The sequence below is a fragment of the Streptomyces sp. NPDC003038 genome (assembly GCF_040611115.1).
GTDB lineage: Bacteria > Actinomycetota > Actinomycetes > Streptomycetales > Streptomycetaceae > Streptomyces.
Map to the genome: position 1 here is coordinate 452,877 of NZ_JBEXNN010000002.1, position 15,869 is coordinate 468,745.

At 71.4% G+C, this 15,869-nt stretch carries 15 protein-coding genes; 10 read left to right on the forward strand and 5 right to left on the reverse strand.

The window, feature by feature from the left end:
- Positions 1 to 214: 214 nt before the first annotated feature.
- Positions 215 to 1,636, reverse strand: coding sequence for a serine hydrolase domain-containing protein (locus tag ABZX75_RS04810; protein ID WP_355407808.1), 1,422 nt, complete (start codon positions 1,634 to 1,636; stop codon positions 215 to 217).
- A 708-nt stretch (positions 1,637 to 2,344) separates the two neighbouring features.
- Here ABZX75_RS04810 and ABZX75_RS04815 point away from each other — a divergent pair.
- Positions 2,345 to 3,571: a glycoside hydrolase family 64 protein gene (locus ABZX75_RS04815; protein WP_355407810.1), complete on the forward strand. Its 1,227-nt coding sequence runs from the start codon at positions 2,345 to 2,347 to the stop codon at positions 3,569 to 3,571.
- A gap of 205 nt (positions 3,572 to 3,776) precedes the next feature.
- On the opposite strand, the gene ABZX75_RS04820 is transcribed toward ABZX75_RS04815, so the two are convergent.
- Positions 3,777 to 4,721, reverse strand: a complete 945-nt coding sequence (locus tag ABZX75_RS04820; protein WP_355407812.1) for an alpha/beta hydrolase — start codon at positions 4,719 to 4,721, stop codon at positions 3,777 to 3,779.
- Between the two features lie 164 nt (positions 4,722 to 4,885).
- On the opposite strand from ABZX75_RS04820, the gene ABZX75_RS04825 reads away from it, so the two are divergent.
- The 5 genes from ABZX75_RS04825 (at position 4,886) to ABZX75_RS04845 (ending at position 8,225) form a co-directional block, all read left to right on the forward strand.
- A complete protein-coding gene (locus ABZX75_RS04825) occupies positions 4,886 to 5,662 on the forward strand; it encodes a helix-turn-helix domain-containing protein (RefSeq protein WP_355407814.1) in 777 nt (258 codons plus the stop codon).
- A gap of 10 nt (positions 5,663 to 5,672) precedes the next feature.
- Positions 5,673 to 6,047, forward strand: a complete 375-nt coding sequence (locus ABZX75_RS04830; protein WP_355407816.1) for a cupin domain-containing protein — start codon at positions 5,673 to 5,675, stop codon at positions 6,045 to 6,047.
- A 140-nt stretch (positions 6,048 to 6,187) separates the two neighbouring features.
- A complete protein-coding gene (locus ABZX75_RS04835; protein ID WP_355407818.1) occupies positions 6,188 to 7,291 on the forward strand; it encodes a cation diffusion facilitator family transporter in 1,104 nt (367 codons plus the stop codon).
- A gap of 86 nt (positions 7,292 to 7,377) precedes the next feature.
- On the forward strand, positions 7,378 to 7,713 hold the full coding sequence (locus tag ABZX75_RS04840) for a hypothetical protein (protein WP_355407820.1): 336 nt from the start codon (positions 7,378 to 7,380) through the stop codon (positions 7,711 to 7,713).
- The gene (locus ABZX75_RS04845; RefSeq protein ID WP_355407822.1) at positions 7,710 to 8,225 is read left to right on the forward strand and encodes a MerR family transcriptional regulator; all 516 of its coding nucleotides are present in this window, start codon (positions 7,710 to 7,712) and stop codon (positions 8,223 to 8,225) included. The genes ABZX75_RS04840 and ABZX75_RS04845 overlap by 4 nt, the downstream gene beginning before the upstream one ends.
- A 23-nt stretch (positions 8,226 to 8,248) precedes the next feature.
- Here ABZX75_RS04845 and ABZX75_RS04850 read toward each other — a convergent pair whose 3' ends face one another.
- Together ABZX75_RS04850 and ABZX75_RS04855 are read right to left on the reverse strand one after the other, a co-directional pair.
- Positions 8,249 to 9,274 (reverse strand): hemolysin family protein, encoded by a 1,026-nt coding sequence (locus ABZX75_RS04850; RefSeq protein WP_355407824.1) that lies wholly within the window; start codon positions 9,272 to 9,274, stop codon positions 8,249 to 8,251.
- A complete protein-coding gene (locus tag ABZX75_RS04855) occupies positions 9,271 to 10,608 on the reverse strand; it encodes a hemolysin family protein (protein ID WP_355407826.1) in 1,338 nt (445 codons plus the stop codon). The genes ABZX75_RS04850 and ABZX75_RS04855 overlap by 4 nt, the downstream gene beginning before the upstream one ends.
- A gap of 402 nt (positions 10,609 to 11,010) precedes the next feature.
- Between ABZX75_RS04855 and ABZX75_RS04860 the strand changes: the two genes are divergently transcribed.
- Positions 11,011 to 11,385 carry a hypothetical protein gene (locus ABZX75_RS04860; protein WP_355407828.1) on the forward strand — a complete coding sequence of 125 codons (375 nt, stop codon included), beginning with the start codon at positions 11,011 to 11,013 and terminating at the stop codon, positions 11,383 to 11,385.
- Between the two features lie 49 nt (positions 11,386 to 11,434).
- Here the strand turns inward: ABZX75_RS04860 and ABZX75_RS04865 are convergent, their stop codons facing one another.
- The gene (locus ABZX75_RS04865) at positions 11,435 to 13,111 is read right to left on the reverse strand and encodes an IclR family transcriptional regulator C-terminal domain-containing protein (RefSeq protein ID WP_355407830.1); all 1,677 of its coding nucleotides are present in this window, start codon (positions 13,109 to 13,111) and stop codon (positions 11,435 to 11,437) included.
- 133 nt (positions 13,112 to 13,244) lie between these two features.
- On the opposite strand from ABZX75_RS04865, the gene ABZX75_RS04870 reads away from it, so the two are divergent.
- From ABZX75_RS04870 to ABZX75_RS04880, 3 genes are read left to right on the forward strand one after another with little or no spacing between them, the layout of a single operon-like run.
- Positions 13,245 to 14,012 carry a CoA transferase subunit A gene (locus tag ABZX75_RS04870; RefSeq protein WP_355407832.1) on the forward strand — a complete coding sequence of 256 codons (768 nt, stop codon included), beginning with the start codon at positions 13,245 to 13,247 and terminating at the stop codon, positions 14,010 to 14,012.
- On the forward strand, positions 14,009 to 14,653 hold the full coding sequence (locus tag ABZX75_RS04875; protein WP_355407834.1) for a CoA transferase subunit B: 645 nt from the start codon (positions 14,009 to 14,011) through the stop codon (positions 14,651 to 14,653). Before ABZX75_RS04870 ends, ABZX75_RS04875 begins: the two co-directional genes overlap by 4 nt.
- Positions 14,650 to 15,867 carry a thiolase family protein gene (locus ABZX75_RS04880; RefSeq protein WP_355407836.1) on the forward strand — a complete coding sequence of 406 codons (1,218 nt, stop codon included), beginning with the start codon at positions 14,650 to 14,652 and terminating at the stop codon, positions 15,865 to 15,867. The genes ABZX75_RS04875 and ABZX75_RS04880 overlap by 4 nt, the downstream gene beginning before the upstream one ends.
- Positions 15,868 to 15,869 lie beyond the last annotated feature (2 nt).

Sequence of the window (15,869 nt, forward strand, 5' to 3'; positions counted from 1 at the left end):
GCTCCTCTTCGAGGACCTTGGCGGCCGAGCTGTCGGAAGCGCCCCAGTACGTCCAGTACAAGGACGCTCCTCCGCCTTGCGATGCACGGCACCGGTCAACGCGTGCTCGGCCGACAAGATCCGAAACTCCTCCTTGCCGGCGAACTGGTGATACACGGCGCCGCGGGAGTACCCCGCCTCAGCCGGGTGCGAGGGCCGGCTTGCGGGGCCCGGTTCAGCGGACGGGCGTGGCCAACGGCGCGGGGATCGCCGCGATGGCCGGGGGCAGTACGCGGGGTGCGGGCGGGGTCTTGGCAACCGGAGCCGTGGCGGTCGGGGCGCCGGCGGAACGATTCTTCGCGGCCGGCTCCTGGGTAGGCGGCGCGGTGGTGCCGCACAGGGACTGGTCCCGGTAGGCCACGATGGCGGCGTCGGCCGGGTGCGGGACGAAGGCGGTGTTGTCCTCGTTGAGACGCTGGTACTTCATCAGGTTGTACCCGAGCGCGAATTGCCGGGCCCCGTCCGGGCTGGACATGGCCCACGTGCCGGCGCCCCACACGCCCCCGTCGTGGCCCCAGGCCGGGCCGCACGGCGTGTCCATGGAGTAGATGCCGAGACCGTAGCGCATGGTCACCGCCCCCGTTTCGTCCTTGACGTCGACGGTGGTGCGCATCTGTTCCAGCTGCCGCCGCGGCAGGACGTCGCCGGTCAGCAGGGCGCGGTAGAAGGTGTTGAGGTCCTGCGGGGTGGAGATGAGGGCGCCCGCGGTGCCGGCCCAGGTCATGTTGTAGACGCTGTAGTCGCGCGGCGGGTCGATGAGCCCGTAGAAGTTCTCGTACATCTTGGCGTGGGCGCCGCGGATGTGCGGGTCGGGGCCGGGGAAGTAGGTGTCCCGTAGACCCGTCGGCCGGATTACGTCCCGGGTGATCAGCCGCTCCGGGTCCTGGCCGGTGACCTTGCGGAGTACTTCACCGAGCAGCAGGTAGTTGGTGTTGGAGTAGGTCCAGTCGGTGCCCGGTTCGAACAGCTGCGGCCGGGCCACCCCGTACCCGATCAGCTCGGCGGGTCGGACGGTGCGGAACCGGTGGTCGTCCAGGCTGTCCGTGGTGCCCTTCTGGAGGGACGGGAAGGCGTCCGCGATGTAGTCGTTGATGCCGCTGGTGTGGTTGAGGAGCATGCGTATGGTCACCTTGCGGCCGCGCTCGCCGGGCAGGAGCTCGGGCGCGTAGTCGCCGACCGGCCGGTCCAGGCCTATTCGGCCCTGCGCGGACTGCTGGAGCACGGCGACGGCGGTGAACGTCTTGGTGACGCTGCCGACGCGGTGCCGCAGGCCGGGGCGGGCCGGGCGCCCGGTGGAGACGTCGGCGAGGCCCGCGGCGCCGTCGAAGCGCTCGCGGCCGTCGCGGACGGCGGAGAAGGCGCCGTACACGCCCGCCTCCTGGATCGCCTTCAGCCTCGCCTGGAGCTGGGCCCGGTCGAGGTGGCGGCCCGAGGCCGGGGCGGGTGCCGGTGCGGGCGTTGGGCTCTGCCCGGCGGCGCTCGCGGCCGGAGCGAGGCCGGCCAGCAGGGCGACGGCGACGGCGCTTGCGGCCGCGGCGCGGCGCAGCCGCCGTGCGGGGCGGTCGGCGGGGCGGTCGGCGGGGCGGGTGTGGGGCACGGCGGCTCCTCGTCGGTGGCCCGGCAGGGCCTGGCGATCTAGGACACCTCGATTCTTGTCGCCGAGCTGCGGTGCGCCCTCCTCCGATAGGACGAACAAGGCATCAACCTGCGGAAGGAGACGCACCTTGACGAGGCATTACATTTGTCACGGCCCCGCCACCTCGATCGTGCTGTGAACGCTGAGATCACTGAGATCGCTGTCCTCGGCCGAGCGCCTACAGGGTTCCCGCTCGGGAGCAGACGTGGCGCTGCCACCGTTGTCGACGAGGACCGCCAGCTGCTCCGCGCTCCGCGTTCCGCGCCATCCGTCGCGGACGGCCGTTTCGCGGTACGGACTCCAGTGAGGCCGGGGGAGTGGGGGCTCAAGCCAGTCGGGCTGAAGGCTGCTGCCGCAGCATGCCTCGCTGCACTGCGCTGACCTCCGGGTTCAACGAGCCCGAGCCCGATAGGGAGTGTCACGCCATTCGACGCCCGGACCGGCGAGGGCGGTGTACGCGGCTGAGTGCATGCGCAACAGCGCCAAAGGAGCCTCCCAGCCGCTGAGTTGTGAAGGAATCGAGATTCTGAGAGCGCTCTCAGTTACATCTCTTGACGCCTCCCGCGGGCGTGCCACAGTGTGGGCACCGCAGGAGGCGCCCCACCCGCCCACCGGTACGCCGTGTCCCTCCGTGCCCCTCCCCCCACACACACCGCCCGGGAGAGTTTCGTGATCTCACGCAGAGCATTCCTGACCGGCGCGGCCGCCACCGCGACCGCACTCACCTACCCCGCCTGGGGCAGCGCCCTCAGCCCGCGCGCCACGGCGGCGCCCCTCACCTGTGAACTGGCCCTGGAGAACAAATCGTTGCCGGGCCAGGTCAACGCCTACGTCACCGGCCACGAGCAGGGGTCCGGCCGCTGGGTACTGCTACGGGCCAACGGCAGCGTCTACCGGCCGGAATCGCCCGCCCGGCCCCAGACGCCCCTCCCCGTCGACTGCGCCATCCCGCTGCGCGCCGCCGGCGCGGGGCCGGTCGTACTGACCCTGCCCCAGATGTTCGGCGGCCGCGTCTACTTCGTCCGGGACGGCAAGCTCGACTTCTTCCTCAACCCGGGCCCCTCCCTGGTCGAGCCGGCCTTCGCCACCTCCGCCGACCCCAACTACGGCCGGACCTGGTCGTTCTGCGAGTTCACCTTCAACCCCCAGCAGCTGTACGCCAACATCAGCTACGTCGACCTGGTCACCGCCCTCCCGATCGGCCTCACCCTCCAGGGAGACGCCACGCACACCGTCGCGCCGCTGCCCGCGGGCGCCCTGCAGAGGATCGCCGACGGGCTGGTGAGCCAGTCCGCCCGCGACGGAAAGCCCTGGGACAAGCTGGTGCTCCGCGGCGGCAACGGGGCCGTACTGCGGGTGATCTCGCCCCAGAACCTGATGGCCCCGTACTTCGACCGCCCGGACCAGATGCCGTTCCGCGACTCCTGGAACAGCTACATCGACCAGGTCTGGAACAAGTACCGCACCACCGACCTGCGCATCGACCTTCAGGGTGGGCGGGGCGTCCTGCGCGGCCGCGTCAGCGGGGACACCCTCACCTTCACCGGTGGGCACAGCTTCCCCAAGCCCACCTCGAAGGACATCTTCACCTGCAACCACGGCCCGTTCGCCAACAATCCGGGCGACCCGGACGACAAGAAGGCCCTGCTGGCCAGGCTGGCCGCGGGCTTCAACCGCAGCACCCTGCTCTCCCATCCGGACCAGCCGAACGGGGCGACGACGGCCGACTACTACCGCGATCCGGTCACCAACCACTTCTCCCGTGTGCTCCACGCCAACACCCCGATCGGGTACGCCTTCCCGTACGACGACGTACGACCGGACGGACAGCCCGACGTGTCCGGTGCCGCCCACGACGGCAATCCGCGCCGGTTCACCGTGCGCGTCGGCTCCTGACAGACGTACGCGACAGACGGCTCGGTGCGCCGGCGGCCCGCCCCTCAAGCGGATGCCCGGCGCACCACCCGGGTCGGCGTGACGAAGGCGGAGGCGTGAGGCGAGCATCAGGCCCTCCGGGCCGCGTGGGGCGCAGCCCGAGAGGCAGCTGCTCCGCCGTCAGGCACCCGATTCCCGCGCATCACCCGCTTGTGCGGCCTGTGCGTCAGGCCGTCGGCGTGCCGGTGAGCAGAGAGCGGACCAGCGTGGCGCAACGGGCAGCGTCCTCGAGCCAGGGGTTGTGGCCGGCGGGCACGACCGCCATGTGCGCCTGGGGGATCTTCGCCACGCTCGGACGACCCCGTAGGGGCGAACAGAACACGTCCTGATCGCCCCACACGAACAGCAGCGGTGCCGTGATGCCCGCCAGTTCGGTGTCGGTGAGGACATTTTCCCGGCGCGGTGCGTGTCCGTGCATCAGGCGGCGCAGCAACGCGCGGTACGAGGCGGCCTGCCCCGGCAAGCGGAGCGGCAGGCGGTGCAGGTCGAGCAGATCGGGTGACATGCCGTACGCCGTACCGGCCCCGAGCGCCTCCGCGAGAGCGGCACGCGCGACGAACCTGGGCGACGGCAGCCGTATCGACCCCTGTGCGGCCGGGCCCCGCACTGCGGAGGTCATCGCTGCCATCGAGTTGGTCCCGCGCATTCCGGGCAGCGCCGTCGCGGGCGCGCCGAAGATCACGGCCCGGGATAGGCGCGCCGGTGCGTCGATCGCCATCCATAGCGTGAACAAGCCGCCCAGGGAGCTGCCGACGAAGGCCGCCTGCTGGAGTCCGAGTGCGTCCAAAGCTCCTGTCAGCACACGGACGGCCAGGTCACGAACGGGTCGGCCGTCCCAGCGGTAGGGCGGTGCGAGGCTGTGCCCGGGCAGGTCGATCACGATGTGACGGTACCCGGGCAGCTGGGCGATCAGGGGCGCGAACCCCATGGCCGGAGCGGAGATGCCGTTGATGTAGATCACCGGTGTCCCCGCGCCTGTGGTCAAGAGGCGTACACCGACCGGCGGATCGTCGAGCACGAGGGGGTGTTCGGTTATCGTCAGCCCGTAGGTGGCGGCGACGCGCCCTTCCGCCGCCCGGATCCGTTTCTCAAGCCTCGTGGCAACACTCATGAACCCACTGTCACCATCGGAGCACGCGATTTCTTGGATGAATGTTCCAGCCGGTCCTCGGCTCGTAGCATGGGGTGATGCGATCCACCGTGCACGAGCATGACCCTGCGGCTCTGTGGGATGTCGCGCGACCTTCAACGCCCGGCCGGGTGGCGGGTGTCAGCATGGCCGGGTTCCGCGAACGGGGCACGGACCCGATCGACCTGCGGGCAGTCCCGCACCCCGCCGTCACCCTGGTTCTCGAGTTCGGTGACGGCCCCCTCGTCGTGGACGACGCCAGCGGCCGGCAGCAGCGGGGAAATCTCGTCGCCAGGCTCGCCTTCGATGCGGTCCGGGTGCGGGGTGAGAACGTCGAGTGCGTGCAGGTACGCCTCTCCCCGGTCGTTGCGTACGCCGTACTGGGCGCCCCTTCGGCGGGGCTGGACCACGCGCTGGTGGCCCTCGACGACCTGTGGGGCAGGGAGGCGTTACGGCTCGGGGAGCAACTCGGCGCTGCCCGGTCGTGGGAAAGCCGTTTCGCCTTGACGGACGCCTTGCTCGCCCGCCGCCGCGAGAGCGGGCCGTCCGTGGACCCAGAAGTGGCCTGGGCCTGGGACCGGATCACCGTCAGCCGCGGCCGCATCCGGATCGACGATCTCGCGGTCGAAGTCGGCTGGAGCCGCAAGCGCCTGTGGTCCAGGTTCCGGTCGCAGATCGGTCTCCCTCCCAAACGCGCAGCGAAGCTGGTCCGCTTCGACCACGCAGTCCACCGCTTGGCCAGAGGCGAAGACGCGGCCGGGGTCGCGGCGGAAGGCGGCTACGTCGACCAGTCCCACCTCCACCGCGACGTCCAGGCGTTCAGCGGAGTGACCCCGGGCACTGTGGCCGGGGAGCCGTGGTTGGCGGTGGACGAGATCGCCTGGGGAACATTCGTACAAGACCCACGCCGCTCAGGCACGTGAAGGTGGGGGCATGCGCCGACACGAGCCCATCGCCCTCGCCCAGAGCCTCTCACCGTTCGACTTCCGGGAACTCGCGCCGTTCAACGGCGCCGCGTTCTGCATGTACTACGGAGACCGGCTCGACCAGTCAGACTGGGAACTCCACCCCGACACCGACGAGTTTCTGATGGTGCTGGAGGGGAGTGTCACCGTCGAGATCCTCACCCAAACCGACCGCTATCGCGTGCCACTCACCGCTGGTCAGTTCACGATCGTGCCCAAGGGCCACTGGCACCGGCACATCGAGGTGCACGACGTCGTCGAGTTGTTCTACACGCCGGGCGCCACCGTGGAATCCACAGCCGACGACCCCCGCGCTTCCTCTTCGGCTCCGGCGGAGGCGTGAGACCTGCCATGCGGAGCACCCTGCGGGCGGGGGTTGTTGGAACAGGCGCCCCCATCCCGCCATTGCGAGAACATCGCACCTGGTCACGGCTCGTATGACGGCTGTGGCTGCAATCGACTCCGCGTGCCACGGTGAGGTGCATGGAGGGGAATCAGCACACCCATACACACCACGACCACCGCCACCATCACGGAGCCGGTCACGAGTCCGGTCATCCGGCTGGTGAGCGGGCCCGCCTACGCCACCGGCTCCGCCACCTGGTCACCCCGCACGGTCATGAGGCCGGTGACAAGGTCGATGCGGCGATGGAAACCTCCCGCGAGGGAATGCGGACACTGTGGATCTCCCTGGCCGTCCTGGGGATGACCGCTGTCGTCCAGGCCGTGATCGTCGCCCTGTCGGGATCGGTGGCGCTCCTCGGAGACACCGTCCACAATGCCGCCGACGCCCTGACGGCCGTCCCGCTCGGGATCGCGTTCCTCCTCGGACGCAGGGCGGCGAACCGCCGCTACACCTACGGCTACGGCCGCGCCGAGGACCTGGCCGGCATCCTCATCGTGGCGACCATCGCGGCATCCGCCGGCGTGGCCGCCTGGGTGGCCGTAGACCGGCTCCTCGACCCCCGCGACATCACCCACCTGTGGGCGGTTTCCGCCGCGGCGCTGACCGGGTGCGTCGGTAACGAATGGGTCGCCCGCTACCGCATCCGCACCGGCCGGAAGATCGGTTCCGCAGCCCTGGTCGCCGACGGCCTGCACGCCCGCACCGACGGCTTCACCTCCCTCGCCGTCCTCCTGGGCGCCGGCGGCGCAGCACTCGGTTGGCAGGGCGCCGACCCGGTCGTGGGCCTGCTGATCACCCTCGCCATCCTGCTGGTCCTGAAGGACGCCGCCCGCGAGGTCTACCGGCGCCTGATGGACTGCGTCGACCCCGCCCTCGTCGACAGCGCGGAGACGGCGCTGCGCGGAGTGGAAGGGGTGCTGGACATCGGGCAGGTACGGATGCGGTGGATCGGTCACACCCTGCGCGCCGAGGCCGACATCGTGGTCGATGCCCACCTGACCGTCGTCCGATCCCACGAGCTGGCCGTCGCTGCCGAACACGCCCTGATCCACGCGGTTCCGAGGCTGACCGCCGCGACCGTCCACACCGATCACGCCCCCACGGGCAGCAACGATCCGCACGCGGCCCTCGCCCACCACGGCGATCGGCCGCGGGCGCTGTCAGTGCCATCGGCCGGTTGAGCTCGCATCCTGTACCTAGGTACAGGTTTACCGTCGGAGGTGTCCCCGCCCGCACGGTGCGGGGACCCGACGAGGGGAGTGGTCACATGACGACCTGGGTACCGCAGTCCTGCACGCTGCCCACCACGGAGCAGCCACTGCGGGTCGCGGAGTTCGACGCGCTGTTCACCGAGCGGCTGACCGGCGCGGCCCGGCCTGACCGGCTGCGGCTGCAGCTGATCCTCACCGCCGGGCTGGGCGTGGAAGGGACGGTCCGCGACCTGGTGGCCCGCGAGAGCGGCTGCTGCTCGTTCTTCACCTTCACCGTCAGCTCCGGCCCCGAACAGGTTCACCTGCACGTCGAGGTCGACGCGGCGCACGAGGCGGTGCTGGACGCCCTCCAGGAGCGGGCCACCGCAGTCGCGGGCCGGGATCCGCGATGAGCGGCGACGGTTTGCGCAGCGGGCAGGTCGCGGACGCGGCCGGGGTGAACATCCAGACCCTGCGCTACTACGAGCGGCGCGGCCTGCTCGCCGAGCCGGACCGCAGCCCAGGCGGTCACCGCCTCTACAGCGAGGAAGCGGTGACCGTACTGCGGGTGATCAAGGCTGCCCAGCGCCTGGGCTTCACCCTGGAGGAGGTCGCCGAACTCCTGGAGGCGGGCCGCCACCGCCACGGCCGCCCCGTCGCGGGGTTCCAGCAGCGGGCCGCAGCCAAGCTCGCCGAGGTCGACGCGAAGATCGCCGACCTGAAGACGATCCGCGCCGCCCTGGTCAGTGCCGTCGACGCCGGCTGTGACGACCTGACCGTGTGCGCGGGAAGTGCCTGCTGCCCCCTTCCGTTCACCGATCTCGCCGAGGAGAACCGCCATCCCGGAGCCGCCGCTGGCCCGACCCCGCACCGCACGCCCAAGGCGCTGACCTCCCCGGCCGGAACGGCCGACGTGGTGCGCTGACCGCCCGGACACCGGTGGGGTGGTCAGGCTTCCGGGTCCTGGGCTGTTCCGACCAGTTCTTCGAGGAGGTCTTCCATGGTGACGAACCCGATGACGGTTTCGTCGGTGCGGGTGACGGCGGCGAGGTGGGTGCCCGCTGCGCGCATGGCGGTCATGGTGTCGTCCAGCGGGGTGTCGTGGGTGACTTTGATGACGGGGCGCATTGCGGCACGCGGGAACGGCTCGGTGCGTTGGAGGGCGCCGAGGGCGTCCTTGATGTGGAGATAGCCGAGGATTTCCCCGCCGGGCCCGGTGACGGGGAGGCGGGAGAAGCCGCGGTCCGCCGCTACGCGTTCCAGGGCGCGCGGGGTGATGTCGTGTCCTACGGTCGCCACCTGGTCGAGGGGGACCATCACCTGTCCGACGGGTCGGGTGCCGAGCTGGAGTGCGTCCCTCAGGCGTTCGCCGCCCTCGGGCGGGAGGAAGCCGGCGGCACTGGAGTCCTTCACGAGGCGGGCGAGTTCGTCGTCGGTGAAGACGGAGCCGACCTCGTCCTTCGGCTCGACCTTCAGCATCCGCAGCAGGGTGTTGGCGAAGGCGTTGATGCCGAACACGAACGGGCGCAGCGCCCGGGTGAGGGCCACCAGCGGCGGCCCGAGCAGGAGCGCGGTCGGCGCGGGAGCGGCGAGGGCGATGTTCTTGGGGACCATCTCGCCGACCAGCATGTGCAGGTACGTCGCCAGGGTGAGCGCGATGACGAAGGCGATCGGGTGGATCAGCGCCCCGGGTACGCCCACCGCGTGGAAGGGTGGCTCGAGGAGATGGGCGATGGCGGGTTCGGCGACCGCGCCCAGAACCAGGGAGGAGACGGTGATGCCGAGCTGGGCGGTGGCCATCATCGCCGAGAGGTGTTGCAGCGCCCACAGGGTGGTCGTCGCCCGCCGGTCGCCCCTCACGGCGGCCGGTTCGATCTGGCTGCGCCGTACGGAGATGAGGGCGAACTCGGCGGCGACGAAGAAGGCGTTGGTGATCAGGGTGAAGGCGCCGATCAGCAGCTGGATGGCGGTCATCGGGCCTCCTCCCCGGAGACGGTGTCGTCGTCAGTGGCAGGTGGGGCGATCAGGACTCGGTCGGCGCGGTGGTGCTCTATTTCCAGCACGAGCAGCTCCCAGCCGCCCAGCAGTACGGTGTCCCCTTCGGCGGGGATGCGTTCCAGGCGGTGGGCGATCAGGCCCGCGAGCGTCTCGTACGGGCCCTCGGGCGCCGCGAGGCCGATCCCTTCGAGCTGGTCGAGGCGGACGCTTCCGTCGGCTTCCCACACCGTGCGGCCGTCCTGGGCGGGGCCTTCGATGAGGTCGGGGACCTCGATCGGGTCGTGCTCGTCGCGGACCTCGCCGACCACCTCTTCGACGATGTCCTCGACGGTGACCACTCCTGCGGTGCCGCCGTATTCATCGATGACCACGGCCATGGTGCGGGCCTTGCGCAGCCGGCCCAGCAAGGTGTCGACGGGCAGGGAGTGCGGCACCAGCAGCGCGCTCGTCATCAGGTCGGCCACCGAGACCAGCGGGCGCTTGTCCTCGTCCAGGTCCAGAACATCGCGGATGTGGACGGTGCCGACGACCTCGTCCAGGCTGTCGCGGTACACGGGGAAGCGGGACAGCCCGGTCGCCAAGGTCAGGTTCGCGGCGTCGGCCGCGGTGGCGTGGAGCTCCAGGGCCTGCACGTCGACCCGCGGGGTCATGACGTTCTCCGCGCTCAGCTCGGCCAAGTGCAGGGTCCGTACGAACAGCTCCGCGGAGTCGGCCTCGATCGCGCCCTCGCGGGCGGAGTGCCGGGCCAGCGCCACCAGCTCCTCGGGCGTACGCGCGGAGGCCAGCTCTTCGGCGGGCTCCAGCCCGAAGCGGCGCACCAGGCGGTTCGCCGTGCTGTTCAGGTGCCGGATCAGCGGGCCGAACGCCGCGGTGAAAGCCCGCTGGGGGCCGCCGACGACCTTCGCGACGGCCAGCGGGCGCGAGATCGCCCAGTTCTTCGGCACCAGCTCGCCGACCACCATCAGCACGACGGTCGAGATCGCCACACCGAGCAGGGTCGCGGTGCTTGACACCGCCCCGGCGGGCAGGCCGGCCGCTTCCAGGGGGCCGCGCAGCAGGGCGGAGACGGACGGCTCGGCGAGCATGCCGATCACCAGCGAGGTCACCGTGATGCCCAACTGGGCACCGGACAGCTGGAACGTCAAACGCTTCGCGGCCTTGAGGGCGCTTTCGGCACCCCGTTCACCCGCCTCGGCGGCGCGTTCGAGCTCACTGCGCTCGACCGTGGTGAGCGAGAACTCGGCGGCGACGAACACCGCACACGCCAGCGTCAGAGCCAGCGCGAGAAGCAGCAACAAAACTTCGGTCACCGTGCCACCCCCACTCCCGGCTGATTCTTCGGGCACGGCGTGGCACGGCTTGGACTGGGAGGTTCACCCATTGCGGGTCTGCTGCTCTTTCTTTCGTCGGCGGATTCGTCGGCGGACCGGTAGCTCCGACTGTTCCTGGATGGGACAGCATCCGCACCCCGATTCTAAAGGACGGGTAAAAGAACTGGCCAGCGGCACGTCAGACGCCGCCGACCGCCCGGATGCCGAGCAGGCAAAGCAGCGGAGGTTGAAAGGCGGCACCAGGGACATCGTCTTCGACATCCGTGGTCGTTTCGGGCCTCTCGCCGAGGTCGGGCATCATGTCGGAGTTCCCCACGGCGGGGCAGGGGCGAGAGGAATCCCATGGTGGAGTGGCGGCCGATCAGGTCCGGTGTCAGGCCCGTGCCGTGCCCCGTCGGCGCCCCTTCGGTGTGGGCGGTCGCGGGCGTGGCGGCCCTGGTCGTGGTCACAGCCCTGAACTACCTCAACGGCCAGGGTGACCCCACGATCGACCTCCTCGCGCTGTCCGCGCTTGCCGCCGTCCTGAGCACAGGAGCCCGGCTCATCGCGGCGCCGGGCACAGCCCTGGTCTGCTGGCTGATCCTCAACGGTTTCGCCACACCGCCCATGGGCGAGCTGACCTGGGCAGCCGGCTACGACCTGGGCCGCCTCGGCTGCCTTCTGGCGGCGGCCGGCACCGGAACCGTCATCGCACGCATCGCCAGTGCCCGCGCGGCCTACCGCCGCCTGACCCTCCACGATCCCGCGGGTTCCTGATCCGGTCGCACAGGGCGGTCGGCCCGGTGAGCGTGCTGGTGCGGCGTTCTTACGGTGCGGGGACGGCGGACGAGCGCCACTCGGTCACAGCGGCCAGATCGGTCTCGATCAGGCGCGCCGTTGCCGCGAGCTCGGGCAGGACGTTCTCCCGCAGGTCGTCCATGGTGCGGTGGGCGGCGTGGACGGCGACGTTCATTGCGGCGACCACCCGCCCCGCACGGTCGTGCAAGGGGACCGCGAGTGAGCGCAGCCCCTCCTCCAACTCCTGGTCGATCAGTGCGAAGCCGTCCCGGCGTGCCGTGTCGACCGCCGCGACGAGGTCCGCCAGTCCCGTACGGGTCCGCGCGCTGAGCGGCTCGCGCACGCATCGTTCGAGCCGCTCCGCCGCCTGCTGCGGCGGGAGCCCGGCCAGGAGCACCCGGCCCATCGCGGTGGCGTACGCCGGCAGCCGCGTGCCCACGCCGAGGTCCACCCCCATGACCCGCGTGGTCGCCACGCGCGCCACGTACCGGATGGTGTCCTCGTCGAGTACGGCGATCGAGGACGAGTCGTGGATGCGGCGGACCAGGTCGGCCAGGTGCGGGGTGGCCAGACGCTCGAAGGTCAGTCCGGCCTGGGCCGCGTAGCCCAGTTCCAGGACGCGGGGACGGGGCGTGAACCGCCGCCCGTCCGGACCACCGCTGACGTAGCCGAGGTGGCACAGCGCCAGCAGGGCGCGGCGGGCGGTGGCCCGGGCCAGGCCGGTGGCTTCCGCGACCTCGGACAGGGTCAGGCCGTCCGGGGCGCGCAGGGTGGCCAGTACGGCGAGGCCACGGGCGAGCGACTGCAGGAAGTGCGGGCCGAGGGCGTCCTTGGCGGCCCGCCACTGGTCGGGGCCGGGCCCGCAGACCACCGCCGGGCGGCTCTTCGGTGTCGTGGTGAGGGCCTGCCGCATGGCTTCGGCGGTCTCGCGCAGCTGGGGGAGGGCGAGCCTCGCGAGGCTGTCCACGGTGTGCCTGCTGGTGTGGCTGACGACGCTGACCGCGCAGGCGATCTCGGCGTCCTGGCCGTGTACGGGCAGCGCGACGGCGATGAGCCCGGGCTCCACCAGCTGGTCGTCGGCGGCCACGCCGGTTTCCCGGGCCCGCGCGACGCGCGTACGGAATGCGGCCGCGCCGCCCCACTCGCCACGGCTGGGCGGCAGAGCGGGGAAGCCGGTCGCGAGCGGGTCACCGTCGAGGCGCGAGCGCCAGCGTTCCCAGTCCTCCTCGCTCCAACCGCCGGCGAACAGGGCCCCCGGCGCGCATCGCTCAGCGGGCAGCAGATCCCCGACCTGGAAGGCGACGGCCAGGGCGCGCCGACGGGGGCACTGGATGACGAAGCGGGCGCCGTCCCCGTCCGGGACGCTGACGGACACCGACTCGTCCAGGGTGTCGGCGAGTCGACGCGCGAGATCTCCCAGCGCCTCGGGGATCCTGCTCGCCGCGAGGTAGGCGTTGCCGAACTCGGTCAGGCGCGGGGCGAGGAGGAGGTCCTGGCCCTCGGTGCGCAGATAGCCCAGGTGGGACAGCGTGACGGCGATCCGGTCCAGTGAGGAACGTGCCAGAGCGGCGGCCCTCGCCATGTCCGCCCGGCTCATCCGGCCGGAGCGGTGGGCGGCCAGGAGCCGTACGACCGACAGCCCGCGCTCCAGCGTCGCCACGGACTCGCCGTCAGGTGCGGCGGCAGGGCTGGTCGTGCGCGGCATGGGGACCTCCGGATCGAGTAGGGCAGCGGTCGGCGCAGCGCCATTGACAGGCGTGGCCGGTGCGGTGAGACTCTGCCCGCCTTCAAGAATGAACTGTAGTTCATTGAGCGAACACGATGGAAAGGGGCGGGCCATGGACAAGGTGGTGGCCACGGCCGTGGAGGCGGTGGCGGACATAACGGACGGCGCCTCGCTCGCGGTGGGCGGCTTCGGCCTGAGCGGTGTGCCGGCGGTGCTCATCGACGCGCTGTACGCGGCAGGCACGACCCGGCTCGAAGTGGTGTCGAACAACTGCGGGGCGATGGACGAGGGACTGGCCGTGCTGCTGTCCGCCGGCCGGATCGCGCGCGTCACCGGCAGTTACATCGGCGGCAACAAGGAGTTCGGCCGCCAGTACCTCGCGGGCGAGATCGAGCTCGAACTGATCCCCCAGGGGACGCTCGCCGAGCGCCTGCGGGCCGGCGGCGCGGGCATCCCCGCCTTCTACACCCCGGCCGGCGTCGGCACGCTCGTCGCCGACGGCGGACTGCCGTGGCGCTATGACGGGCAGGGCGGTGTGGCGGTGGCATCCCCCGCGAAGGAGGTACGGCTCTTCGACGGCGCCGAGTACGTCCTGGAGCGCGGGATCCGCACCGACTTCGCACTGGTCCGGGCGGCCCGGGGCGACCGCCACGGCAACCTCGCCTTCGCCAAGTCCGCGCGGAACTTCAACCCTCTCGCCGCGATGGCCGGACGCGTCACGATCGCCGAAGTCGAGGAGCTGGTCGAACCGGGGGCCATCGGCCCGGACGAGGTGCACCTGCCCGGCGTGTTCGTCCAGCGTGTCGTGCCGCTCACGCCGGAGCAGGCCACCGCCAAGGGCATCGAGAACCGCACGACCCGAACGGGGCAGAGCCGATGAGCTGGACACGTGAGCAGATGGCGGCCCGCGCGGCGCGGGAGCTGCGCGACGGCGAGTACGTCAACCTCGGCATCGGACTGCCGACCCTGATCCCCGACCACCTGCCCGACGGAGTGCACGTGGTGCTCCACTCCGAGAACGGCATCCTGGGCACCGGCCCGTACCCGCTCGACCACGACGTGGACCCCGACCTCATCAACGCGGGCAAGGAGACCGTCACGGTCCTGCCCGGTGCGTCGTTCTTCGACTCGGCCCTGTCCTTCGCGATGATCCGCGGCGGCCACATCGACACCGCCGTGCTGGGCGCGATGCAGGTCTCCGCACGCGGAGACCTCGCCAACTGGGCGGTGCCGGGGAGGATGGTCACGGGCATCGGCGGGGCGATGGACCTGGTGCACGGGGCGCGCCGGGTCATCGTGACCATGACCCACACGGCGAAGGACGGCAGTCCGAAGATCGTGCAGGAATGCACCCTGCCCCGGACGGGCCGGGCCTGCGTCCAGCGCGTCATCACCGACCTCGGGGTCCTCGACGTCACCGCCGACGGCCTGACCCTGGTGGAAACCGCCCCCGGTGTCGGCGTCGCGGAAGTCCTCGCCGCCACGGCCGCGGAGGTCCGCGTGCCGGAGGAGGTCCGATGACCGTGCGCTCCGTTCGCCCCGTCTACATCGTCGACGCCGTCCGCACCCCCTTCGGACGGTACGGCGGCGCCCTGGCCCCCGTCCGGCCCGACGACCTCGCGGCCCATGTGCTGCGGGAACTGATCGCTCGCACGCCCCACTTGGACCCGGCCCGGATCGGGGAGGTGCTGCTGGGCAACGCCAACGGGGCGGGGGAGGAGAACCGCAACGTCGGCCGCATGGCCGCCCTGCTCGCGGGCCTGCCGGTGACCGTCCCCGGGGTCACCGTGAACCGGCTGTGCGCCTCCGGTATGGAAGCCGTAGTCCAAGCCGCGCGGGCCATCGCACTCGGCGACGTCTCCATCGCCCTGGCCGGCGGCGTCGAATCGATGACCCGCGCACCCTACGTCCTCCCCAAGAGCGAGGGCGCTTTCCCGGCCGGGCACACCGAGCTGTACTCCACCACCCTGGGCTGGCGCATGGTCAACCCGGCGATGCAGCCGCAGTGGACAGTGCCGCTGGGGGAGTCGGCGGAGCTCATCGCGGCCAAGCACGGCATCACCCGCGAGCAGCAGGACGCCTTCGCCCTCACCTCGCACCGCAAAGCCGCCGCCGCCCGCGCCGCAGGCCTGTTCGACGCCGAGATCACCGCCGTACCCGTGCGGCGGCGCAGGGGTGAGCCGGTGCTGGTCGACCGCGACGAGTGCGTCCGCGAAGACGCCTCCGCCGAGGCGATGGCGAAGCTCACGCCCTCGTTCCGCACGGAGAACGGCACGGTGACCGCGGGCAACGCCTCGCCCCTGAACGACGGTGCGGCGGCGCTGCTGCTGGCCGACGAGGAGGGGCTCAAGGCGTGCGGCCGTGAGCCGCTGGCCCGGATCAGCGCCAGCGCGGTCACCGCGATCGAGCCGCACTGGTTCGGGCTCGGTCCGGTCGAGGCCGTCCAGCGCGCACTCGCCAAGGCCGGACGTACCTTCGAGGACGTGGCGACGCTGGAGCTGAACGAGGCGTTCGCCGCCCAGGTACTCGGATGCCTCGCCGAATGGCCCGAGTTGGAGGCCGGCGTCCTCAACCCGCTCGGCGGCGCCATCGCTCTCGGCCATCCGCTCGGCGCTTCCGGCGCCCGGCTCGCCGGCACCGTCGCCCGTCAGCTCTTCCGCAAGGGATCCGGCACCGCGGTCGCCGCTCTGTGCGTCGGCGTCGGACAGGGCCAAGCCCTCGTCATCGAACGCTGAGC